The sequence below is a fragment of the Aquirufa sp. genome (assembly GCF_044239315.1).
GTDB lineage: Bacteria > Bacteroidota > Bacteroidia > Cytophagales > Spirosomataceae > Aquirufa.
This window is the reverse complement of sequence record NZ_JBIIBQ010000003.1, coordinates 119235-143628: the sequence shown is the minus strand read 5'-3', so window position 1 is coordinate 143628 and position 24394 is coordinate 119235. Positions and strand designations below refer to the sequence as shown.

The window sequence follows — 24394 nt, the reverse complement described above, 5'->3', positions numbered from 1 at the left end:
TTGAGCCCAGAGGAAGAGGCCAAAGGTCTTCGTTTAGAACACCCTTCGGTACGTAACCGAATAGTCAACGCAGCATTTCAACAAACTATAAAAGCAAAGCCTGCATCGCTCTATGCGGCGGGCTTTGCGAATAACATCAAGCTAGGCAACTTCGATGACAACCTATCCGAAATCAGTTCTGCTGACTGGATCATGGAAGTAGTCGTAGAAAACCTAGCCATCAAACAATCTCTTTACGAAAAGGTAGAGAAGTTCCGTACTCCTGGTACCTTAGTGACATCCAATACCTCGGGTATTCCTATTCACTTGATGTCAGAAGGCAGAAGCGCCGATTTCCAACAACATTTCTGTGGAACGCACTTCTTCAATCCTCCGCGCTATTTGCGTTTATTCGAAGTAATTCCTGGTCCGAAAACGGATCCGGCCATCCTCGAATTCTTGCTAAGCTATGCAGAGACTCAATTAGGCAAAACAGCTGTCTTATGTAAGGACACGCCTGCCTTCATCGCGAACCGCATCGGAGTTTATTCGATGATGCAGACGATGAAAGTGGTAGAGGAATTAGGCTTAACGGTAGAGCAAGTAGATAAATTGACTTCTAAAGTCGTTGGTCGCCCTAAGTCAGGCACCTTCCGACTTTCGGATGTGGTCGGTTTAGATACCACGGTTCACGTGGCGAACAATTTGAAAGCCTCACTCGTAAACGACGAAAGCAAAGAAATTTTCAACTTGCCGGTAATGCTGCAGCGTTTGATGGAAAACAAATGGCTGGGCGATAAAACAGGACAAGGATTTTATAAGAAGACCAAAGATGAAAAAGGCAAGACGGTTATCCTAAGCCTCGATCTAAAAACGTTTGAATACCGCGCCGCAGAACGCGTGAACTTTGAAACATTAGATCGCTCGAAGGCGATTGATAATTTAGCTGATCGCTTCGCGCTTTTACTAGCAGGTAAAGATTTAGCTGGTGAGTTCTATCGCAAAACTATCTTGGACGGTTTCCGTTATTCTTCGAATCGTATTCCGGAGATTGCGGATGATCTAGTTAAAATTGACCAAGCTATTTGCGCAGGTTTTGGCTGGGAGATGGGTGTTTTCGAAACTTGGGACGCCATCGGTGTGGTTCAGGGAATCGAGTTAATGAAAGCAGAGGGTTTAGCTCCAGCTGCTTGGGTGACAGAAATGGTCGCTGCAGGAAATACCACATTCTACAAAGTAGAAGGCGGAAAGCGGATGTTCTACGACATTGCCACCAAGAAATACCAAGCCATTCCAGGTGCGGAGAAACAAATCAATTTACAGATTCTAAAGCCTACGAAGACGGTTTCGTCGAACGACGATATGCATATCGTGGATTTAGGAGATGGCATTTTGGGCTTAGAATTCCACTCGAAGATGAATACCATGGGCCAAGGGGTGCTGGAAGGCATTCAAGAGGCAATCGCGACGGCGGAAAAAGATTTCCAAGGTTTAGTCATTGGTAATGAGTCAAACGAGGCATTCTCTGCAGGCGCTAACTTAGGCATGTTGTTCATGTTCGCGATGGAGCAGAAATTCGACGACATCAATACGATGATCGCGACCTTCCAAGAAACCATGATGCGTGTTCGCTATTCAGGTATTCCTGTTGTTGTAGCACCGCATACGTTAGCGCTAGGTGGCGGTTGCGAGATCAACTTGCACGCAGACAAGATTGTCGCTCATGCGGAATTATATATGGGTTTAGTGGAAGTAGGTGTGGGATTAATTCCGGCCGGTGGTGGAACAAAAGAGATGGCTTTGAGAATGGGCGATGCACGTCGCGCAGGCGATGTGGAGTTGAACCGTTTGCAAGAGGCCTTCATGAATATCGCTACAGCGCGCGTGAGTACCTCAGCGCACGAGGCGAGAGAGATGAATTATTTACGCGCTCAGGATCGCATTGTGTTGAATCGCAACCAAGTGATATCGGAGGCGAAAAGAGAGGCCTTAGCCTTAGCAGACGCAGGATATGTACAAAAAGCGAGACGCAACGATGTCTGGGTGGAGGGAAAACAAGGTTTGGCCCTATTCAAAGCAGGCATCCAAGGCATGTTAATGGGACGTTATATTTCAGAACATGACGCCTTGATTGCGAATAAATTAGCTTACGCGATCTGCGGAGGTGATTTAGACGCTCCGCAAGTCGTGAGTGAAACGTATTTACTCGACCTAGAAAGAGAGGCTTTCCTTTCTTTATGTGGTGAGAAAAAGACCATGGATAGAATCCAAAGTTTATTAGGTGGCGGCAAACCACTCAGAAATTAAATCGTACGAAGATGAATGCATATATCATAGCAGGTTACCGCACAGCAGTTGCGAAAGCCAAAAGAGGAGGTTTCAGAACAATGCGTCCAGATGATTTAGCGGCGGAAGTCATTAAACATCTGATGAAGCAAGTGCCTAATTTAGATCCGGCACGTGTCGACGATTTGATCGTGGGCAACGCCATTCCCGAAGCCGAGCAAGGGATGCAAATGGCGCGCTACATCTCCTTATTATCCCTTCCTAAGAGTGTTCCCGGTTTCATCATTAATCGCTACTGCGGCTCTGGTTTAGAAGCGATTGCTCTAGCCTCCGCTAAAGTAGCTTCCGGCATGGCTGATTGTGTGATTGCAGGAGGAACCGAATCGATGACGATGTTACCGATGATGGGCCACAAAACGGTCTTGAACTACGGAATCGCGAACGAACATCCGGATTATTACATCGGAATGGGTCTGACGGCAGAGGAAGTAAGCAAGAAATACAACGTGACGCGCGAGGAGCAAGATGCGTTCTCTTTTGCTTCCCACCAGAAGGCTTTAGCCGCACAAAAAGCGGGTAAATTCACGTCGCAGATTGTTCCCGTGGAAGTGACGGAAAATTATTTCGATGCTAAATCAGGTAAGAAACAAACCCGCAGCTGGACCGTGTCTGAAGACGAAGGACCGCGTGCGGACACGACTTTCGAAGCTTTAGGGAAACTAAAGCCCGCATTCGCGATGGGTGGAACCGTTACTGCAGGTAATGCGTCCCAAACTTCCGATGGAGCGGCTTTCGTTTTAGTCGTTTCGGAGAAATTAGTGAAAGAATTACATTTAGAGCCCATCGCTCGCCTGGTTTCTTATGCTACAGCAGGGGTAGAACCGAGTATTATGGGGATAGGTCCGGTAGAGGCGATTCCGATTGCTTTGAAAAAAGCGGGATTAACGCTGAAAGATATTCAACAAATTGAGTTGAACGAGGCGTTTGCGGCGCAGTCTTTGGCCGTCATGAAAACCCTCGATATCGATCCTACTATCGTCAATGTAAATGGTGGAGCGATTGCTCTAGGCCATCCACTGGGATGCTCCGGTGCTAAATTATCGATCCAATTATTTAACGAAATGCGCCTGCGTAACCAAAAATACGGTATGGTCACAGCCTGCGTAGGTGGTGGTCAAGGGGTAGCAGGAATTTACGAATTACTATGACCCCACAGGAGTACATTGATTTAGAGTCTGAGTTTGGAGCACATAATTACCATCCATTACCAGTCGTTCTTGAACGCGGTGAGGGAGTACATGTCTATGACGTAACGGGGAAAAAGTACCTGGATTTTTTATCTGCCTATAGCGCGGTAAACCAAGGGCACTGCCATCCCCGTTTAGTAAAAGCTATTTCTGATCAGGCATCACGTTTAACGCTCAGTTCCCGTGCTTTCCACACGAATCTTTTAGGTTCGACAGAGAAGAAATTAGCGGAGAAATTTGGCTACCAGAAGGTGCTGTTAATGAATACAGGAGTAGAGGCTGGTGAATCAGCTATCAAATTAGCCCGTAAATGGGCCTATGAGGTGAAAGGTGTTCCGGCTAATCAGGCAGAAATTGTATTTGCTGAGGGTAATTTTTGGGGAAGAACGATTGCGGCGGTTTCATCTTCGAGTGACCCATCGTCTTATAACAACTTCGGACCTTTTGTTCCGGGCTTTAGTCGTATTCCCTATAATGATTTAAAAGCACTAGAGGAGAAATTAGAAAACCCGAACGTGGCCGCTTTTATGGTAGAACCCATACAAGGTGAAGCAGGGGTGCTTATTCCTACTGCTGGCTATTTGAAAAAAGCGGCGGCGCTTTGCAAAAAACACCGCGTTTTATTCATCGCTGATGAGATCCAAACCGGTTTAGGCCGAACTGGTGCCTGGTTAGCTTGTCACCATGAATTGGTTCAACCTGATATATTGTTATTAGGAAAAGCCCTTTCGGGTGGTTTCATGCCTGTATCTGCCGTATTATGCAATGATGAAATCATGCTAACCATTAAACCAGGCGAACACGGCTCAACCTATGGAGGAAATCCTTTAGCTTGCGCAGTCGCGACCGTAGCAATTGATATCATAGAGGATGAAGATTTAGTCGAAAATGCCAAGATACGTGGATTGCAGTTATTGACCTTCTTAGAAAGTTTGCGTGACAAAACAGCCTTGATTAAATCAGTAAGAGGAAAAGGACTTTTATGTGCCATCGAAATAGACACCGATGAAGACAGTAAGGTGGCTTGGGAAATCTGTTTAGACCTGATGAAAAAGGGCTTATTAGCTAAACCGACACATGGCAATAAAATCCGCTTAGCTCCTCCTTTGACCATCACCGGTGCGGAAATGGATCAAGCCTGCAGCATTATCGATAAAGTTTTTCTGGGGTATTAATTGAAACCTGTGCGTTCATCGGGCTTCCGTGCCCAATGAACCACACTGGCTTAAATGATATTATCTATTCATGGATACTAAGAACTCTTCGTTGTTCCTAGTTCCCTTCATTTGCTGTTGCAAGAATTCCATCGCCTCTACCGAGTTCATGTCGGACATGTGCTTGCGCAAGATCCAAACACGTTGTAGTACCGCTGGATCCATCAACAGATCTTCGCGACGCGTTCCTGAAGCTGTCACATCAATCGATGGATAGATTCTACGGTTCGCTAGCTTGCGATCTAATTGTAATTCCATGTTACCCGTTCCTTTGAATTCCTCAAAGATAACTTCGTCCATTTTCGATCCCGTTTCGATCAAGGCCGTGGCGATGATCGTTAGTGAACCACCATTTTCGACATTACGAGCCGCTCCGAAGAAACGCTTCGGCTTGTGAAGTGCATTCGCATCCACACCACCAGATAAAATCTTACCTGAAGAAGGAACGACTGTATTGTAAGCACGTGCAAGACGTGTAATAGAATCTAATAAGATAACGACATCGTGGCCGCATTCCACCATTCTTTTTGCCTTCTCTAAAACAAGGTTAGCCACTTTCACGTGACGCTCCGCTTGCTCATCGAAAGTAGATGAAATTACTTCCGCACGTACGGAACGCTGCATATCCGTTACCTCCTCTGGACGCTCATCGATCAATAAAATGATTAAATAAACCTCCGGGTGATTGCGGGAAATCGCGTTTGCGATGTCTTTTAATAAAACGGTTTTACCCGTTTTAGGTTGAGCAACGATCATACCCCTTTGGCCCTTACCGATGGGCGCAAACAAATCCAAAATACGCGTCGAATAATTATCCGGCGTAGAAGATAGGTTCAGCTTTTCCTCTGGGAACAAAGGCGTTAAATATTCGAAGTTGATCCGGTCGCGAATCTCATCCGTCGTCTTTCCATTCACGGACTCCACTTTCAATAAGGCAAAATACTTCTCCCCCTCTTTCGGTGGACGAATTTTTCCTAATATGGTGTCTCCCGTCTTTAAACCAAACATTTTGATTTGCGATGGGGAAACGTAAATATCATCTGGAGACGCTAAATAATTATAATCAGACGAACGCATGAAACCGTATCCGCCTTCTTGCATGATCTCTAAAACCCCCTCATTTTCGATCAAACCATCCAATTCCTTGATGACTTGGTTGTAATTCGAACGGTGTTTGTTGTGGTGGTGGACCGGAGCCGGCGCCTCCTCTTTAGGCAATTTATCCAAATCGACAGGTGCATCCGTAGGAGAAACCTCGTCTTTTATGTTTTCTGTGCTTGTGATGAAGGAAGTATCTACTAAGAATTCTTCTGGAGCCGCCACTTCTTTGTATTCAATAGGTGCCTCAGCGTCCGCTTTGGTTTCCATTGGTAACAAAGGAGCATCTTCGTCGCTCTTCTTAATTCGTTGACGCTTAGGTCGTTCGTTTGATGATGATTCTTCTACTTGTGCTTTTTTTACTCTTTTGATAGGCTTATCTTCCATAAAGGGGGAATGATTAATTAAGATTGACAACAGACATCTCTGTCAGAATGTGTGCCAAATGAGAAAATTAAGGGACGTTTACTCGTTGAATTGTCAGAATCGACATGCAATACTACGGTATTAGCGGGTAATTGTCAAGGTTTTAGGCCAAAATTTGGGCTTCAAAATCAATTAATTGATAAAATACACGTCCAGAGCGATTATTTCGTAGTTTTGCAGCACAATAATTTATGGAAAACATTCAGCAGCAGCTTATTGACCTTTTGGAATTCCGTCGCAAAGAGGGCTTATTAAGGCAATTATCCGTGCTGGATGACAAAACCGATTTCTGCTCGAATGATTACTTAGGCTTAGCATCAGACCAGGCCCTGGCAGCAAAAATAGCCTACGATTTTAACGCTTTACCCACGGAATACCGCAAAAATGGCGCCACAGGCTCACGACTCATCTCCGGACAAAGCACTTTAATCGAGCAATTCGAAAACAATTGCGCTGCCTTTCATGGATCAGAGGCTGCCTTACTTTTTAGTTCAGGCTACGAGGCAAATATTGGTTTGATCTCTTCCCTCCCACAAGAAGGCGATGTCATTTTTTGCGATAAGCTATTACACGCGAGTCTAATTGATGGTTTACGACTCTCGAAAGCCGAAAGACGCATCTTCAAACACAATAACGTAGAAGATTTAATTCATCTACTCGATCAATACCCGGCCGAAACACGCAAGTGGATTGTCGTGGAATCAGTATATTCGATGGATGGCGACATAGCCCCATTGAAGGAATTAATCAAGTTGAAAAACAAATACCAGGCGGAACTCATCGTAGATGAGGCGCATTCTGGAGGTGTTTATGGCCCAGCAGGTCAAGGATTAGTGTATGAACTAGGCCTTTGCAAGGAAATTTTCGCTAGGGTTGTCACCTTCGGAAAAGCCTGGGGAAATGCGGGAGCGGTGGTTCTGGGGTCTTTGGCCCTCAAAGAATACCTAGTCAACTTTGCTAGACCCTTCATCTACTCCACAGCACCTACTCCGGCACATGTATCAGCGCTTTTAAGCACCTTACACTATTTGCCTTCCCAAAACGAAGCCAGAAAAAAACTTCAGGAAAACATCGCCTTCTTCCGAGAAAATGTGAAATCCGATGCCTGGGGAGAAAGTAAAACAGCCATACAAACTTATTTTGTCACAGGGAATGAGGCCGTTCGAACGAAGGCGGCACAAGCCAACGAATTCGCCATCAAGCCCATCGTTTTCCCTACAGTGGCGAAAGGTAAAGAACGCATTCGCATTACCCTAAGCGCTAAACACACAAAAGAACAAATACAATCACTAATAAAAACACTTGAATGAAACAGTTTATCGTCGCCGGAATAGGCACTGAAATTGGTAAAACCGTAATTTCAGCGGTTTTAACTGCCGGTTTGAAAGCAGAATATTGGAAGCCCGTACAATCTGGGGATATAGCCACTGGGGATGCCTATTGGATCCGCAAATGGGTCCCAAACGCGACCATACATCCATCTACTTATGCCCTAACACAGCCCTTGTCTCCGCACAGTGCGGCTGAAATTGATGGTATAACTATTCAATTAGATGATTTTAAAATTCCTACAGACCAAACCTTGATCGTCGAATTAGCTGGGGGAATCATGGTCCCATTAAATGATCGTGAGACAAATTTAGATCTCATTAAGCACTTTAATTTGCCTGTCATCTTAGTCAGTAAAAACTACTTAGGCAGCATCAATCATACCATTTTGAGTTATGAAATGTTAAAGCAACACGGCGTTCAGATGGCTGGAATCGTGTTCAATGGGCCTGAAAACCCATCAGGGGAAAAGTTTATTTTAAACCATACAGGCTTACCGTTGGTTTTACGAGTAAATACCGAAAATGAAATCAATGAGGCCGTCATCGCCTCGTATGCAGATAAAATCCATGTCTAATCAGAATTTAGCTTCTCGGGATGCAGCGGTGATTTGGCACCCATTTACGCAACACCAGATTGAACCTGCTTCAATTCCAATTGTGAGCGGGAAAGGAGCGCATCTTTTTGACTCCGACGGCAAAAAATACATTGATGCCATTTCCTCTTGGTGGGTGAATACCCATGGGCATGGTCATCCTTATTTAGCAGAAAAGGTCTACCAACAGGCCTTGCAGCTCGAGCAAGTGATTTTTGCAGGCTTTACCCACGAACCTGCAGTTCGACTTTCGGAACGCTTATTGAGTCACTTACCGGCTAATTTCGAGCGGGTTTTCTTCTCAGATAACGGTTCCACTTCCGTGGAAGTGGCCATCAAAATGGCCTTACAATTCTTCCATAATCAAGGAAATACTCAGCGCAGAAAAATTATCGCCTTTGCGGATGCTTACCATGGGGATACTTTTGGTGCCATGAGTTTAGGTGCGCCTAGTTCATTCAATGATCCTTTTCAGGATATGCTTTTCGAGGTGGAATTCCTTCCAAGTCCTCAAGACGCCGAAGCCTGCCTTGCAGCCATGTCTTCTTTAAACTCAGACTACTATGCAGCTTTCATCTTTGAGCCCTTAATTCAAGGGGCAGGAGGCATGAAAATGTACGAAGCGTCTACCTTGGATGCCTTGATTCGAATTGCCCACCAAAAAGGGATGTTCTGTATCGCAGATGAAATTATGACCGGATTCGGTCGTACGGGGAAGTGGTTTGCGATGGATTATTTGGCAGAAAAACCGGACATTGTTTGCCTCTCCAAAGGCTTAACTGGCGGCATGATGGCCATGGGTTTAACGCTCTGCAGTGAAAAAATATTCCAATCCTTCCTATCGGATGACCGCCGAAAAATGATGTTCCACTCTCATTCTTTCACAGCAAATCCACTAGCCTGCGCTGCGGCCAATGCAAGCTTAGACTTGATGGAAAAACCCGAAACATGGGAATCGATAGCTCGCGTGGAATCAAAGCATCGTGCATTTGCTGCAACTCTCGCACAACACCCAATCTTGAAAAATGTCCGTATTCATGGCACCATATTAGCTATGGAAGTGGAAACGGGAGAAACAGATGGATATTTACACTCGATAAGGGATGATATCTACCAGTATTTCTTGAAAGAGGGTATATTGATGCGACCTTTAGGAAATACCATCTATATCCTCGCCCCTTATTGTATTGAGGACGAGGATCTAGCGTATATCTACGGGAAAATTAAGGCTTTTGCGCAGGGACTAATTTAGTCGATTGCCAAGAAACCATTTGCCAACGCTTATCTGCATATACGAATACGTCGGTAAAACGTAAGCGCAACGTCGTTTGCGTACCATCAGCTGCTTTTTGCAGGATGTTTACAATCCCTGTATTAATCCCGGTTTTACCATACACGCGATGCTGCAGATCCTCTGGGTTAATGGCTAAATAACTGGATTTTCCAGACGCGATGGAAGCGATATAGGATTCTTTATTGTCCTGAACGCCACTGGAATGAAAATACACTAAATCCTTGTGTAAGGCCTTTTCTAAACCTGCTTGATCTTTCGCCACCATCAAATTAAAACGGCTTAATTCCGCTTCTTTCAAGGATTCCTCGTTTTGAGCAAAGCCAGCAAAGGAGGCTAATAGGCAGCCTAAAATCAATAATTTTTTCATAGGTTCTTTTTCATTAAAACGCATTTGCGTTGATTATTTACTCAAAATTAAATCTGCCGCTTTCTCCGCAATCATGACCACTGCTGCATTTGTATTACCCGAAATCACATCCGGCATAAGTGACGCATCTACGACCCGCAAACCTTGCAAACCTCTGACTTGAAGTGTCAAAGGATCACAAACCGCCTCCGCATCTGTTCCCATCTTACACGTTCCCACCGGATGGTAAACACATTCAGTGGCCTGCTCCATGTGCTGCTGCATCAATTCTTCTGTCCATTCACCTGCCGGATAATTCAATTCAGACCCTTTTCTAAGTCCATCAAAAGCGGAAGACAAGACAATATCGCGCGCAATTCGCATCCCGCGTTTTAGTGTTTCGCGGTCCTGCTCAGCTGATAAATAGCGAGGGTCAATCACCGGTGCTTCGTCAAAACGAGAAGATCGAAGACTTACTGTTCCCCTACTCTTCGGTTTTAACAAAGTGGGTAATATGGTAAATCCATCGCTTAAAGGCATTTTACTGTAATCGTACATATCCGCTGACCAGGCAGAAGAAAAATGAAATTGTAAATCCGGTACATCGGTTTGATTTACTGAATCAAAAAATGCCGCTGCCTCTAAAGGACTCGAAGACAAGGGCCCTTTTTTATGCAAAGTATAATCCACGTAGTTTTTTACCCCCAAAGCCACATTATAAGATTTCCCTTTCGTACTCGCCTGCGCATTCATATTTACAAAGAGGTGATCAGATAAATTCTTGCCTACCCCTTTTAAATCCAGCCGGGAATCAATTCCATGCTCTCTCAGTTCCGCCGCATCGCCTATACCTGATAATTGTAAAATTTGTGGACTTTGGAAGGCTCCAGCTGATAAAATCACTTCAGAGGCTTCGAATTCGATGGCCTTTTTTGAGCCTAATTTATAGCCTTTTAGACCAGTCACCCGCTCCCCTTGCATGACTAAGGAAGCCACCTGAAAAGAAGTTTGAATATGTAAATTTTTACGAGAAAGAGCCGGCTGAATGAAAGCTTTCGCTCCCGAGGAGCGCTCGCCATCCTGAATATTGAATTGAAATAAACCTGCTCCTACTTGCTTCGCGCCATTAAAATCCGGATTAGCAGGGATCCCCACCGTTCCGCATCCTTGAATGAAGGCATCTCCAAAAATCGTCAAATGCCTATTCTTCGCCACTCGGTGCAAACCACCGGTGCCATGGAATTCGTTTTGGAAATCTTCGTTATCCTCTGATTTTTTGAAATAAGGCAAAACATCCTGATAGGACCAACCCTCACAACCCCAAGCCGCCCATTGATCATAATCTGCCTTGTTTCCACGAATGTAAGCCATACAATTAATAGCTGAGCTACCTCCCACCGTTTTACCACGGGGTTGGTAGAGCCTACGACCCCCTAAATGCGGTTGTGGTTCTGTAAAAAAATTCCAGTTTAAATAGGTGTGATTCAGCAGTGCATACGCAGATGGCATGGAAATTCGGGGATCTCTAAAATCTCCTCCTGCCTCAATTAGCAGGACTTGATTCAAGGGATTTTCCGATAAACGGTGCGCTAAAACACAGCCTGCCGTACCGGCTCCCACAATAATGTAATCAAATTTCATAGACAGGTCACTATTTTCTCTTTGAATATCCCTATTTTTGGTCAATAAATAACAAAACGTGAGCAATTTTTCTGTCTATCTTATGTTAGGTTTAGAGCATATCCTAAATTGGGCTGCCTTGGACCACCTGTTATTCATCCTATCGCTGACCTGCGTTTATGTCGTGACCGATTATAAAAAACTGCTTTGGCTAGTGACTGCTTTCACGCTAGGTCATTCCATTACTTTAGCCCTTGCCACTTTACATATCATCCAGGTGAATATGGCTTGGGTAGAATTTTTGATTCCTTGCACCATTTTACTTTCAGCCATTTCGAACTTAATTAAGACTAAACAAGGCTATAAATATGGGGTGGTCGCTATTTTTGGCCTGATTCACGGCCTAGGTTTCTCTAATTATTTACAAAGTTTACTGGGGGCAGAAAGCTCCATTTTTGCGCCTCTTTTAGCCTTTAATATTGGATTAGAAGTAGGCCAAATCATCGTAGTTTCCATCATACTCGCCTCTTCTATCGTTTCCTTGCACATACTAAAATGGAAGCAAGGAGCTTACATAAAAGTAATTTCAGGGATTACTATCGGTCTAGTTTTACCCATGATCCTGGAGCGCTGGCCGTAATCGTTGACCTACAAAATCGCAAGTACTTTCAGGCCACAAAAAAAGCCCCGATTTTCATCGAGGCCTTTTCCTGAAATGTATATACGACTAAAAGTCTTCGTCTAACGAGAAGGACATCGAATCCTTGTCAGACATAACCCCAGACTTCTGGTATTCAGCCACACGCTTCTCGAAGAAGTTCGTCTTTCCTTGTAAAGAGATCATCTCCATGAAATCGAAAGGATTCGTTGCATTGTAGTGTTTCTGGCAACCTAAAGCAACCAATAAACGATCCGCGACGAAATCAATGTACTGACACATCATCTCTGCGTTCATACCAATTAAGGATACAGGAAGTGCAACAGTTACAAATTCTTTTTCAATCTCTACGGCTTCTAAAATGATTTCATAGATACGCTCTTGTGATAATTGATTTTTAATGTGATCTGTATATAATAAACAAGCAAAATCACAGTGTAAACCTTCGTCACGTGAGATCAATTCGTTCGAGAATGAAAGACCTGGCATTAAACCACGTTTCTTTAACCAGAAGATAGAACAGAAAGAACCAGAGAAGAAAATACCCTCCACCGCAGCGAAAGAGATTAAACGCTCTACGAAGTTATCTGACTCGATCCATTTTAAAGCCCAATCCGCCTTTTTCTTCACGCAATCGATTGTCTCGATGGCACGTAAAAGATGGTCTTTTTCTTTCGGATCATTAATGTAGGTGTCGATAAGAAGCGAATAGGTTTCTGAGTGGATGTTCTCCATCATGATTTGGAAACCGTAGAAACATTTTGCTTCAGCAAATTGCACTTCTTTTAAAAAGTTATTCGCTAAATTTTCATTTACGATTCCATCCGAAGCAGCGAAGAAAGCAAGTACGTGAGAAACGAAATGACGTTCGCCATCGTTCATCTTTTTCCAGTCAGCTAAATCTTGAGATAAATCGATCTCTTCCGCTGTCCAAAAAGACGCTTCTGCCTTCTTATAAAATTGCCAAATATCATCGTGCTTAATCGGAAAAAGCACAAAACGGTTGGGATCCTCAACCAATAAGGGTTCTACTGCTATCGTTGACATAAAAATTTAAATTGAACTCGAAATTAAGAAATTCTACCTGATATACAAGACTCGAAAAGGGCTAAAATTGTTTTAAATTTTAAAAGAAAAATCCGCCTACTTGAACAACCAGCGGTGAGCCGTAGGGAGAGCGCCCTGAAGAGTAATTTAGGTCATACATAATCGATAAATTAATACCTATTTTAGATCCTAATCCTACACCCACTAAGACCGGATTGGAATAATTAATTCCCGAGTTATCCGAAAGATTAGAAAAGTTTTCAATTTGACCTGTTAAATAGGCTTGGCCTATCACTTGACTCAAGGCAGGAACTTGTTGGCGAAAAAAGATTCTTTGGCCTAATAAATTACTCGTTAAAGACCCCAATGAACCAAAACTAGCCCAATAATATTGATAAGTTAAACCAACACCAACTATGGCGTTATTAGTCAACGAATAACCAACCATAGGAGAAATACCTATACTGGTCGGGTTTCCAAAGCTTAAACCACTAACACCCCCACCAAAGTTTAAGCGTTTACGAAATGGTAATTCTCGCACATCTACTTCCGCGTCTAAATCGCCTTCCGCTCCCTCCTCTTTAATGACCACCGGTTCTTGCGCGAAAACCTCAGAAATTCCCCCAAAAGTGAGGAGCGAAAAGAATAAAAGTAGTTTTTTCATTTGGCTTAAATTATTTACCAAAATTAAAGGATATTTTTGTAAAATGAATACGCCACAGTCTAAGCATAACATAGAAAATTGTGATCCTAAAACGCACATCATCATCAAAGGTGCGCGTGTACACAATCTTAAAAATGTGGATGTGGCGATTCCGCGCAATCAGTTAGTTGTTATCACCGGTTTGTCGGGATCAGGTAAGTCCTCTTTAGCCTTTGATACCTTATTTGCTGAAGGCCAAAGAATGTACGTCGAAAGTCTGAATAGCTACGCTCGTCAGTTTTTGGGACGAATGGAAAAACCTGCAGTCGATTACATCAAAGGGGTTTCACCTGCGATTGCTATCGAACAAAAGGTAAACACTAAGAACCCTCGTTCGACGGTAGGTACCACTACAGAAATCTATGATTATTTAAAATTACTTTTTGCCCGCATCGGACGCACCTATTCGCCTATTTCAGGACAAGAGGTTCGCAAAGATTCGGTCTCCCAAATCGTCGATTTCATCGCTCAAGCGGACGGCAAAAAAGTACTAATTCTGGCACCATTAATTCACCATGTAGAGCGAAGTCTTGAAAATGAATGTCAATTGCTCATTCAGAAAGGCTATTCCAGGTTAAAATTTCAAGAGGAAATTATTGCTTTAGAGGAATTAATAGAAGACCCAGCGCAACTACAAAAGCTGGCGAAGAAACCTTCCGAAATCGCGATTCTCATCGACCGGTTGGTCTCTAAAAAAGACGACGAGGAAACGCAATTCCGGGTGGGAGACTCTGTTCAAACAGCCTATTTCGAAGGAGAAGGCGTTTGCTGGATTGAAATCGAAGGAAGAAAGCGGGACATATTTTCGAATAAATTTGAACTGGATGGGATGGTTTTTGAGGAGCCAAGTTTGAATCTATTTTCCTTCAATAATCCCTACGGTGCTTGCAAAAATTGCGAAGGCTATGGCAAAGTTCTGGGTTTAGATCCCGATTTAGTTTTTCCAGATCACGATCTATCTATTTATGAGGGAGCGATTGCACCTTGGCGAAGCGAGCGGATGAGCGAGTGGCTCAGTCCCTTGTTACGCAATGGCATTCAATTCGACTTCCCTATTCATCGTCCTTACAAGGATCTAACAGCGGCAGAGAAAAAACTCTTATGGACTGGGAATAAATATTTCGCAGGTTTAACACACTTTTTTGATCACCTAGAAAAAGAAACCTATAAGATTCAATACCGTGTTCTTTTATCCCGTTATCGAGGCAAAACAAATTGCCCGGAATGCCAAGGATCACGTTTGCGGATGGATGCCAGCTATGTAAAAATAGAAGGGACCTCACTTGTCGATTTGGTGCTTTGGCCTCTATCGAAAACCAAGACCTTCTTTGAAAACCTGAAGCTAAACGAGCATGATCAAAAGGTTTCAAAACGCATTTTAATCGAAATCAATAATCGCCTAGAGTATATGGATCGGGTAGGTTTAGGCTATTTAACCTTGAATCGCTTGAGCTCTACGCTTTCCGGGGGTGAATTTCAACGCATTAAGTTAGCCACCTCCCTGGGCAGCGCCTTAGTAGGTTCCATGTACATATTAGATGAACCGAGCATCGGATTACACCCAAGAGATACAGAACGATTGATTTCTGTATTGGAAATGTTGAAAAACATGGGGAATACGGTTATTGTGGTGGAGCATGAGGAAGAAGTGATGCGCGCAGCAGACCAAATCATCGACATTGGTCCAGAGGCGGGTCGTCATGGCGGAAATTTGATCTTTCAGGGGAATTTAAAAGAGGCTTTGGCAGATAAAAAAACCGATAGTCACACTTTGCGCTTTTTAACCGGAGAAGACCGAATCGAAGTACCGTATTTCAGACGCAAAGCATTAGCTCAGATCGAAATTACAGGAGCTTCAGAAAATAATTTAAAGAATGTAGACGTCGCGATTCCCTTGGGAATTATGACCGTGGTTACGGGTGTCAGCGGCTCAGGAAAATCTACTTTGATCCGCAAAATTTTGTATCCGGCAATGCTGCGTTTACTGCAGCAAGGCACTGAAGAAACCGGCCGATTCCGCGAAATCAAAGGAAGTACAAACAAAATTGCGAGCATCGAAATGGTCGACCAACAGCCGATCGGAAAATCGTCTCGCTCGAATCCCGTAACTTACATAAAGGCCTATGATGCCATCAGGGCATTATATTCCGAATTACCTGTAGCGAAAGCCCGCGGTTATAAACCCGCACACTTCTCGTTTAATGTGGAAGGTGGTCGTTGCGAGGTTTGTCAAGGAGAAGGGGAAATCACCATCGAAATGCAGTTCATGGCAGACATCAAACTGCCTTGCGAATCGTGTGGTGGTTCCCGGTTTAAACAGGAAATTTTGGACGTAAAATTCCAGGATAAAAATATTTCGGAAATTTTAGATTTGACCGTTGAAGAGGCAGTAGAATTCTTTAGCGAAAAACAAGCACGCATTGCCGACAAGATCGATCCCCTCTTCCAAGTGGGTTTAGGCTATATTAAATTAGGTCAATCCTCGAATTCCCTTTCTGGTGGGGAGGCGCAGCGTGTGAAACTGGCTAGCTTCCTGGGCAAAGGAAATCCGAACAAAGGTCGGACACTCTTTATTTTCGACGAACCTACCACCGGTCTACACTTCCACGACATCAAAAAGCTGTTAAAGGCGATGAATGATCTCGTGGAACAAGGGGATTCTGTCGTGATCATCGAGCATAACATGGAAGTCATTAAATGTGCTGATCACATCATTGATTTAGGGCCGGAAGGTGGTGAGAATGGGGGCTACATTTGTTTCCAAGGCACTCCCGAAGAGATGAAAGGCCTGAAAAACAATCCAACTGCCCATTATTTAAGCCAAAAACTCTAATTTAGCACATGTCTTCGTTCGCAAATATCAGTCAGCTCGCAGAAAGAATCCAGTCCATCACGGCTGGACTTCACCTTGCGATTCCTGAATTGATCATAGCCGGAACGATCTTATTTAGTTTGTTGATTGAATTATTTTTACACGGAAAGACGGAAAGATTTAGTACCTCTTGGCGCTACTTTACCTGCCAAATTCCCCTATTATTAGCCCTTTCTCTTAGTTTCCAACGTTCAGAATTAAGCTCAGTTGGAACATTTGCATCTGGCTTGTTTGAGGCAAATTTGGGTTCTAATTCGATTAATACCTTGATTTTAGGGATTGGATTCTTGCTCATTTTGATGAACCAAATCCACAAGAAATCATTCACCTTCGAAGAACTGATCGGATTTCTATCCATATTACTAGGCGCACTATTCGCGACCATGAGCACTTCCGTTTTAAGCTTGTTTTTATCCATCGAATTTATGTCGATGGGCACCTATGTGTTAGTTAGCCTTCGAAAAGAGTCCTCTAGGGCCAGTTTACCCTATATTTTATTCGGCTTAGGATCCTCCGCCTTGTTCATTTATGGCATCTCCTTGATCTATGGTTTGACAGGAACACTGGATTTTACGAGCGTAGATTTTTCCCGGGGAATTTCCGTAGCCGATCCTTATTTGCGAGGATTCGCTCTAGGACTTTTTGCTGTGGGATTTTTGTTCAAAATGTCTTGGGCACCCTTTCATCCGTGGAATCCGGATGTGATGGAGAATTTGCCTGCTGCTTGGATGACTTGGATTTCGACTGCACCTAAGTTAGCGATTGCCTTCGTGGGGATACGTCTGTTACCTACTTTGCCTGTTTCATTTGCGAATGAATTAGCAGCTTTAGCAATATTAACTCTATTGGTAGGAAATTTAGGGGCTTTAGGCCAAAACAAAACAAAACGCCTTCTCGCCTATTCCAGCATCGCACACGGCGGTTTTCTGGCGATGGCTTGGTTCTTTCAACCCATTCAGGCTCTTGATGCCCTCCTTTTCTACGGATTTTTGTATAGCGTTGCCAGCTTATTAGTGTTTTACCTGATCGACGAGTTAGCCGCTAACGATATAACTGATTTTGCTGGATTAGGCACTTCGAAGCCCTTGCCTGCCTTTTTCCTACTGACCGGACTGATTGCTTTAGTGGGGCTTCCTCCAGCCGGAACATTTATTGCAAAAATAACCTACTTCAGTTTATTGTGGTCAAATTATGAAGTAAGTACCTCCATCGGCCTCCTGGTTTTGCTGATTACAGCCATTTTAGTGACGGCGATTTCGCTCTTTTATTATTTAAAGATTCCATTCCAATTGTATTTTAAAAAATCGACCAAAGAATCGGAACTATGGAAGAATGTAACATCTATTGAAATCTACTCTTACGGATTCTTAACAGCGATTTTGATTGCATCTATCTTGTTTCCAACGGTCTTGACGAACCTTTGGAAATAGTCGATAAAAAATTAAAAAAATCAGCTTGTTGGTCATTTATTTTGGCTAATTTTGGACTTAATTTTTAAAATAGCCCCACGTTTCCATGTCTGATTCTATTAAGCACGAATGCGGAATTGCCCTCATCCGCCTACGAAAGCCTTTTCAGCACTACTTAGACAAATACAAAACACCTACATACGGACTGAGCAAACTTTATCTGATGATGGAGAAGCAAGTCAACAGAGGACAAGATGGCGCCGGGGTGGCAAACATCAAAATCAACGTAAAACCAGGGCACCGTTACATTTCCAGATACCGATCGGTAGAGCCACAAGCAGTGGCAGATATTTTTGGAAAAATCAACAAGAAATTTAGTAAAGCGCAAAAATTAGCCAAACAAGTCTTTAAAGAAACAGGCATCGACGCCGTTCATGATGCCGAGTGGTGGCAAGAAAACGTGGCCTTCACAGGTGAAGTTTTGTTAGGTCACTTGCGCTATGGAACGCACGGCCAAAACGAAATCGAAAACTGCCACCCCATGTTACGTCAAAACAACTGGAGAAGCCGTAATCTAGTGATGGCGGGTAATTTTAATATGACGAATGTGGACGATTTATTCGATAAATTAGTCTCATTAGGTCAACACCCAAAAGAAAAAGTGGACACGGTTACCGTGATGGAAAAAATCGGTCACTTTTTAGATGAAGAGAATCAACGCCAATTTGGCAAATACAAAGACCAATACGAGAATCCTGAATTATCCGATATTATCGCCCAAGAAATCGACCTAAAACGTGTTTTAGAGCGCTCATGCAAGGATTTTGACGGTGGATATGCGATGGTCGGAATGACGGGTTATGGAGCGTCCTTCGTGGCACGTGACCCAGCCGGAATTCGTCCTGCATTCTACTATGTAGATGAGGAAGTGGCGGTAGTGGCTTCTGAAAAGCAAGCCATCAAAACCTCATTTAATTGCGCATACGATCAAATTAAAGAGATCACACCAGGTCACGCCCTTATTATTGACATTGAGGGAAATGTAAAAGAAGTTCCGTTTATCGATCGCCTAGAACAAAAATCTTGCTCTTTCGAACGCATCTATTTCTCTCGCGGATCTGATCCAGATATTTACCATGAACGTAAAAAATTAGGTCAATTATTGATCCCTCAAATTTTAGAAGAGGTACATCATGACCTGAAGAATACGGTCTTCTCTTATATTCCCAATACGGCAGAAACAGCGTTTCTTGGAATGATTGATGGATTAGAAGACCATTTGGCAAAAGAAAGAAAAAAAGCCATCATGGATGGCATTCTATTCGAAGAAGAATTAGAAGAGCTTTTGACCTTCCGTCCGCGCGTCGAAAAACTAATCTCTAAGGACGTAAAAGTACGTACGTTTATCACCTCGGACGATCAGCGCGATGACATGGTCGCACACGTTTATGACACGACCTATGAGGTAATCAATAAAGAAGTAGATTCAGTGGTCATCATAGATGATTCCATCGTTCGCGGAACAACCTTAGAAAAGAGTATTCTGAAATTATTGGATAAATTATCCCCTAAGAAAATCGTCATCGTTTCCTCCGCTCCTCAAATTCGATACCCCGATTGCTACGGAATCGATATGTCTAAAATGAAGGAATTCGTTGCATTCCGTGCAGCATTAGCCCTTTTACAAGAACGCGGCTTAGAGAACATTTTAGATGAGGTGAATTTACGTTGCTTACACGCACTAGAAAATGGAACTGCTCAGCAAGAAAACTTTGTAAAAGCCATTTATGCCCCTTTCACAGACGAAGAAATCTCAGATAAAATCGCGGAGATCGTTCGTCCTAAAGGTTTAAAAGCTGAACTTTCAATTGTCTACCAAACAGTAGCTAACTTAAATGTAGCTTGCCCAGATCACCTAGGAGACTGGTATTTCACAGGTAACTTCCCTACTCCTGGTGGAAATCAAGTGGTAAACAAAGCATTCGTTAACTTCATGAAAGGGATCGAAGTGAGAGCCTATTAATAGGTAATAACCACCGTTCCCCTTAACTCCATCACACCCATTTCCGGCATATCGATAGAAGAATACTTTAGTCGATAGGCATAGGTGTTTTGTGGAACTGCAGTTCCATTAATTTTCCCATCCCAACCTAGCCAAGAAGAGTCTATAGCACTATTGGAGTATATCATCTCACCCCAGCGATTAAATATCTCAAACGATTCAATCACTGTTCGAGCTTTTACCACGGTAGCAGACACAGAAGACACGGTTTCAAAATTTCCAACCGGTCTAAAATAATCATTAATGCCATCGTCATTCGGAGTGAAGGCTGAAGGAAGCTGCAAAATAGGCGCACATTTATCCTTCACCACATAGGTAATGGTTAAGATACAATCATCGCGATCCTTAATGGTACAAACATAAGAACCTGACTGTGTGACTTGTACCTTATCTTTGTTTGCCGCACTCGGAATTCCAGCCCAATCAATGGATTTCAAACTGGAAGCTGGCACAGGTAATTTCAATTCAACAAAAGTGATATTTTCCTTAAAGGCCGCAGCATTTACATTGTCATCACAAATAAATAAATCCTTAGGTGGGTCGAACTGACTATTCGTTGTAAAATTTACTTTTGTAGCCTTAGTTAAACTACATCCACTTGCAGGGTCAGTAATCGTTAAATCAAACGCGCCACCCGGTTTGTTGACCGTTATTTTATCTGTCGTTGCATTCGTACTCCAAAAATACTTTAATCCTGAAATAGCAGGTAATGAATCTGCTTTAATCTCTGTCGAATTTTTGCAAATCACACTAAATTCTGGCGCTAAATAAAAAGGCTTCAATAAATCTATTTCAAACTTCTGTGCGTCTAGTAGAGAATCAGTTACACACTTATTGGAAACCTTGGCTGTTACCACGTAAGTACCGTTTTCACTAAATGCATAATTAACGCTATCACCCGTAAAAGTAAATAGTTGAGTCGTTGCAGGGTTTAGCGGCACAATAGTTCCATTTGCGTTTCTTACAGGATTTAACGTTGTCTTGTAAATGTTCCAAATTATTTTCGTGTCTTTAATTGGATCGCATAGTTTTCCCGTTAATTTATAGGAGTACTTCAAACCGAAGCAGGATTGCTTAATCGAAATTCCTTTTCCATCCGATGAGGTAACCGAATAGGAGGCCGGTAAACCTAATTTACTTTTAGCCCCCGGAGGAAGTGCTGCTCCACTCAAAGTAAAACTGGCCCCAGAAGGGGTCCCTACCACACCATCAATAGAGGTAATCTTACCCAAAAAGGTTTGGTCCAAAACTGCCACGTACAAATCCGTACCATTCACCGGATCAGGCTGAATAGCTCCTATTTTTTGATTTATTAAAGACCCGGAAACTGTTTTCATAGTCCCCTCATAGGTCGTCGAGTCATTTGCAGAAATATCCAACTGAACAATAGATGACTTATCCGCTGGTGAGTTACCTTGTAAGGATGCATAAAGAAGTTTGCTATTCTTCGAAAATTCTAATCCATACACTTTCTGTTTTGTAGAAGATCCAAGGGAAATAGAAACCTTATGTTTGACCTTTCCAGAAAGAGTGTCAATGTTATACAATTCTATCTTGTTGAGTGGCGAACCTGCATTAGAAATGGCTAACAATTGTTTATTGGGACTCACCTTCATCGTCGATGTAGCTAAACTAGCCGCCGAAAAACTAGCCTTAGATAAACTTAAAATGGGTGCTGAAATGCCTGTATTAGAAATGATAAAGGAGCGAATATTACCACTTAACAGATCCTGAGTAAATAACAAGGAGGAATTTTCTGCTAATGGCATTGAAACCATTCGAGTGGATGTGTTTGTTGCCGAAATCATTGAGCCTTCCACACTCATTCCTCCTTTACCTCCATTTAATTTAAAATCTATAGTCGATTGAAAGATTTGCCTTTCATTAAAGCTATTCCTCTTTGTATAGATCACATAATATTCTGCTTGGCACCCTTTACAGGTCGCCTTAGGAATGATCACTAAGCCTTGCGAATTAGATTCAGCTGCTAGGCTTTTGCCTGGGATAAGGTCATTCAATTTAGCATCATACACTTTTTTCCCATCGGAGAACAGGAGTATATTATTTTTTGTATCATTTATTTTTGCAATAGCTTCATTTGTAATAGGCATCGGATTGCCCGCTTTGGGGGTCGGAGTTCCCCCTTGACCAAAATTGAGCCCGGCCTTCTCTCCAAAATACCAAGTATTATCAGGTGGGGATGCTGGTGGAGGAATTTCCCCGCAAACTATAACCTCTAAATTACCCTCTGAACTACAACCAGAGTTAGAGTCAGTCACTTTGACCGAATAACAACCCGACTTATCCACTGAAATAAAATCAGTCGTCTCGCCTTTAGGAAACCACAAATAAGAATAAGAGGCTAACGGATTTTTAACTCGTAAAGTGATTCTATCTCCTTTACAAATCGTAGTATCTACCTTCGTGCTATCTTGACCTAAAACAAGCGGTGGGACAAAACCTATCTTAAATCTATATTTTAAATATACGACACTTCCATTTAGGTATAAGTCAACCGCGTAATCCCCTTTTTCACAAAATTTAAAACTACCTGTTCGCTTATCCGAACTACCAAGAACTGTCGAATAACTATTATCAGAACCTGCCTTGCGAAACACCCAATTAAACTTGACACTGGCCGAAGATGCAAGTGGCTTTGCATATTCAAAAACGGTAGAATCCACCGAAGTCGAATCACTACAATAGGCGCATTTAGTAATACACGTATTACGAATGACAATATCTTGAGCCGATAAACTCCAAGAACAGAAAAGCAATAAAACGATGATAAAGGTTTTTCTGTTCATTATTTTAAATTGCCAAAAATTGTTTTTCATACGACTTGAACGTAAATTGCTTGCTCACGAGTTACCCCAACAGGTATTCAATAAATGAGACTACTGTTTTTTTTCACTTTAGCTGTTTTCATTCCACTTATGGGGTATTCGCAAGATCCCCAGGTAACTCAGAACTATGCATTACCGTTAAACATGAATCCTGCCTTCGCTGGAATTTCGAACAATGTGAACGTTAATTTAATGCACCGCAATCAATGGCCTAATTTAACTAGCAATTACCAATTTTCCGCTATGTCTGTTGATATTGGTTTACAAAAATACAAAAGTGGGGTAGGCTTATTAATTACTTCTGATTCTCAGTTTTCAGCCCTAACGACCAGTAGCATCGCGTTACAATATGCCTATCATATCTCCCTAACAGAAGATTATTCTTTATCCATGGGAATACAAGGAGCCTACGTTAATCGAAGTCTATCTCCAGAAAACTTGGTTTTCGGAGATCAATTAGCTGGATATTTAGGCTCTGGAGGGATTGATGCCACTTCGAACGATTTGATCCCCAAAACACCCAATTTTACAAATCCTTCCTATGTTGATTTGTCAGTAGGATCCATGTTGTATTCTGGCAAACACTGGATTGGTGTCAGTGCCCATCACCTAAACCAACCTAATCAATCTTTAGTTAGCAATTCAACTTCTGCTCTAGATATGAGATTAAGTGTACAAATGGGGACCAAAATAGCTTTAGGAAATTCAAGCTACGAGGGTAATGATCCAGAGAATGCCTTAAACTACGAGAAAAGCCTTAGCCCCATTATTCACTTTAAAAAACAAGGGGTATTTAGTCAATTAGATGTGGGGACGTATTTAACTCTTGCACCCCTAGTGATAGGCGTTTGGTATCGAAATTTTCCCATAAGTCCTCCCTCAGTTGAAAAATTAGATATGCGCGAATCAATGACCGGATTAATTGGATTTAGAAAGGACAAATTTGCAATAGGATACTCCTACGATTTCACCCTTTCAAACCTGGCGCCATCCGGTGGAGCTCATGAGATAACCCTGTCTTATGTATTTGGGTTTAATTTATTCCCCAATAAATACGATAAAAGTCTCAGCAGAAGTTTAGCTTGTCCTAAATTTTAAGATTCAAACAAAATTATACATTTAGCTATTTCTACTCTTGCATAAAAAAGGGAGCCATAGCTCCCTTTTTTAACTTATATCCAGTAGTCAGTAGACGGTAGTCAGTAGTAGCCGCTTCGCGGCAGTCGCTAGTCGATAGTCCGAAGGGAAGAAATCTAGAGTAGAGAGTAGAGAGTAGAGATACTAATAAACGCAAAAAAGGGAGCCAATGCTCCCTTTTTTAGATTCAGAATAGACTGAAATAAGTTTTCAAATCGTAGAAAAT

Annotated in this window: 17 protein-coding genes; 11 read left to right on the top strand and 6 right to left on the bottom strand. The window is 42.6% G+C overall.

From position 1 onward, the window contains the following. From ACILP5_RS01960 to rocD, 3 genes are all read left to right on the top strand, one after another. Positions 1 to 2286 (top strand): 3-hydroxyacyl-CoA dehydrogenase/enoyl-CoA hydratase family protein (locus ACILP5_RS01960; RefSeq protein WP_395616969.1); only part of this gene is annotated, 2286 nt, incomplete at its 5' end. An 11-nt stretch (positions 2287 to 2297) separates the two neighbouring features. After that, the gene (locus ACILP5_RS01955) at positions 2298 to 3473 is read left to right on the top strand and encodes an acetyl-CoA C-acyltransferase (RefSeq protein ID WP_395616968.1); all 1176 of its coding nucleotides are present in this window, start codon (positions 2298 to 2300) and stop codon (positions 3471 to 3473) included. Continuing rightward, the gene (rocD, locus tag ACILP5_RS01950; RefSeq protein WP_395616967.1) at positions 3470 to 4687 is read left to right on the top strand and encodes an ornithine--oxo-acid transaminase; all 1218 of its coding nucleotides are present in this window, start codon (positions 3470 to 3472) and stop codon (positions 4685 to 4687) included. Before ACILP5_RS01955 ends, rocD begins: the two co-directional genes overlap by 4 nt. Before the next feature lie 60 nt (positions 4688 to 4747). Here rocD and rho read toward each other — a convergent pair whose 3' ends face one another. Then, positions 4748 to 6211 (bottom strand): transcription termination factor Rho, encoded by a 1464-nt coding sequence (gene rho / locus ACILP5_RS01945; protein WP_395616966.1) that lies wholly within the window; start codon positions 6209 to 6211, stop codon positions 4748 to 4750. A 230-nt stretch (positions 6212 to 6441) separates the two neighbouring features. Here rho and ACILP5_RS01940 point away from each other — a divergent pair, with 230 nt between their 5' ends. The 3 genes from ACILP5_RS01940 to bioA are packed head-to-tail and all read left to right on the top strand — an operon-like array spanning position 6442 to position 9426. Then, positions 6442 to 7560 (top strand): aminotransferase class I/II-fold pyridoxal phosphate-dependent enzyme, encoded by a 1119-nt coding sequence (locus ACILP5_RS01940; protein ID WP_395616965.1) that lies wholly within the window; start codon positions 6442 to 6444, stop codon positions 7558 to 7560. Further along, positions 7557 to 8156, top strand: a complete 600-nt coding sequence (gene bioD / locus ACILP5_RS01935; RefSeq protein WP_395616964.1) for a dethiobiotin synthase — start codon at positions 7557 to 7559, stop codon at positions 8154 to 8156. The genes ACILP5_RS01940 and bioD overlap by 4 nt, the downstream gene beginning before the upstream one ends. Further along, complete coding sequence (bioA, locus tag ACILP5_RS01930; protein WP_395616963.1) at positions 8149 to 9426, top strand: adenosylmethionine--8-amino-7-oxononanoate transaminase; 1278 nt, start codon at positions 8149 to 8151, stop codon at positions 9424 to 9426. The genes bioD and bioA overlap by 8 nt, the downstream gene beginning before the upstream one ends. On the opposite strand, the gene ACILP5_RS01925 is transcribed toward bioA, so the two are convergent. Together ACILP5_RS01925 and ACILP5_RS01920 are read right to left on the bottom strand one after the other, a co-directional pair. Then, positions 9398 to 9835: a nuclear transport factor 2 family protein gene (locus ACILP5_RS01925; protein WP_395616962.1), complete on the bottom strand. Its 438-nt coding sequence runs from the start codon at positions 9833 to 9835 to the stop codon at positions 9398 to 9400. The two genes, bioA and ACILP5_RS01925, sit on opposite strands and share 29 nt — an antisense overlap. Before the next feature lie 33 nt (positions 9836 to 9868). Further along, on the bottom strand, positions 9869 to 11455 hold the full coding sequence (locus ACILP5_RS01920) for a GMC family oxidoreductase (protein WP_395616961.1): 1587 nt from the start codon (positions 11453 to 11455) through the stop codon (positions 9869 to 9871). Between the two features lie 58 nt (positions 11456 to 11513). Here ACILP5_RS01920 and ACILP5_RS01915 point away from each other — a divergent pair, with 58 nt between their 5' ends. Beyond that, positions 11514 to 12074: a HupE/UreJ family protein gene (locus ACILP5_RS01915; RefSeq protein ID WP_395616960.1), complete on the top strand. Its 561-nt coding sequence runs from the start codon at positions 11514 to 11516 to the stop codon at positions 12072 to 12074. Between the two features lie 87 nt (positions 12075 to 12161). Here ACILP5_RS01915 and ACILP5_RS01910 read toward each other — a convergent pair whose 3' ends face one another. Both ACILP5_RS01910 and ACILP5_RS01905 read right to left on the bottom strand, forming a co-directional pair. Further along, positions 12162 to 13139: a ribonucleoside-diphosphate reductase small subunit gene (locus ACILP5_RS01910; RefSeq protein WP_395616959.1), complete on the bottom strand. Its 978-nt coding sequence runs from the start codon at positions 13137 to 13139 to the stop codon at positions 12162 to 12164. A 79-nt stretch (positions 13140 to 13218) separates the two neighbouring features. Next, positions 13219 to 13803, bottom strand: a complete 585-nt coding sequence (locus ACILP5_RS01905) for a hypothetical protein (RefSeq protein WP_395616958.1) — start codon at positions 13801 to 13803, stop codon at positions 13219 to 13221. A gap of 43 nt (positions 13804 to 13846) precedes the next feature. On the opposite strand from ACILP5_RS01905, the gene uvrA reads away from it, so the two are divergent. The 3 genes from uvrA (at position 13847) to ACILP5_RS01890 (ending at position 20146) form a co-directional block, all read left to right on the top strand. After that, positions 13847 to 16675 carry an excinuclease ABC subunit UvrA gene (uvrA, locus tag ACILP5_RS01900; protein WP_395616957.1) on the top strand — a complete coding sequence of 943 codons (2829 nt, stop codon included), beginning with the start codon at positions 13847 to 13849 and terminating at the stop codon, positions 16673 to 16675. Positions 16676 to 16683: 8 nt separating this feature from the next. Next, on the top strand, positions 16684 to 18144 hold the full coding sequence (locus ACILP5_RS01895) for an NADH-quinone oxidoreductase subunit N (RefSeq protein ID WP_395616956.1): 1461 nt from the start codon (positions 16684 to 16686) through the stop codon (positions 18142 to 18144). Between the two features lie 85 nt (positions 18145 to 18229). Beyond that, entirely contained in the window at positions 18230 to 20146 is a 1917-nt protein-coding gene (locus ACILP5_RS01890) for an amidophosphoribosyltransferase (RefSeq protein ID WP_395616955.1), read from the top strand. Here ACILP5_RS01890 and ACILP5_RS01885 read toward each other — a convergent pair. Next, the gene (locus tag ACILP5_RS01885; protein ID WP_395616954.1) at positions 20143 to 22992 is read right to left on the bottom strand and encodes a gliding motility-associated C-terminal domain-containing protein; all 2850 of its coding nucleotides are present in this window, start codon (positions 22990 to 22992) and stop codon (positions 20143 to 20145) included. The genes ACILP5_RS01890 and ACILP5_RS01885 overlap by 4 nt on opposite strands. An 84-nt stretch (positions 22993 to 23076) precedes the next feature. Here ACILP5_RS01885 and ACILP5_RS01880 point away from each other — a divergent pair, with 84 nt between their 5' ends. Next, the gene (locus ACILP5_RS01880; protein WP_395616953.1) at positions 23077 to 24129 is read left to right on the top strand and encodes a PorP/SprF family type IX secretion system membrane protein; all 1053 of its coding nucleotides are present in this window, start codon (positions 23077 to 23079) and stop codon (positions 24127 to 24129) included. Positions 24130 to 24394 lie beyond the last annotated feature (265 nt).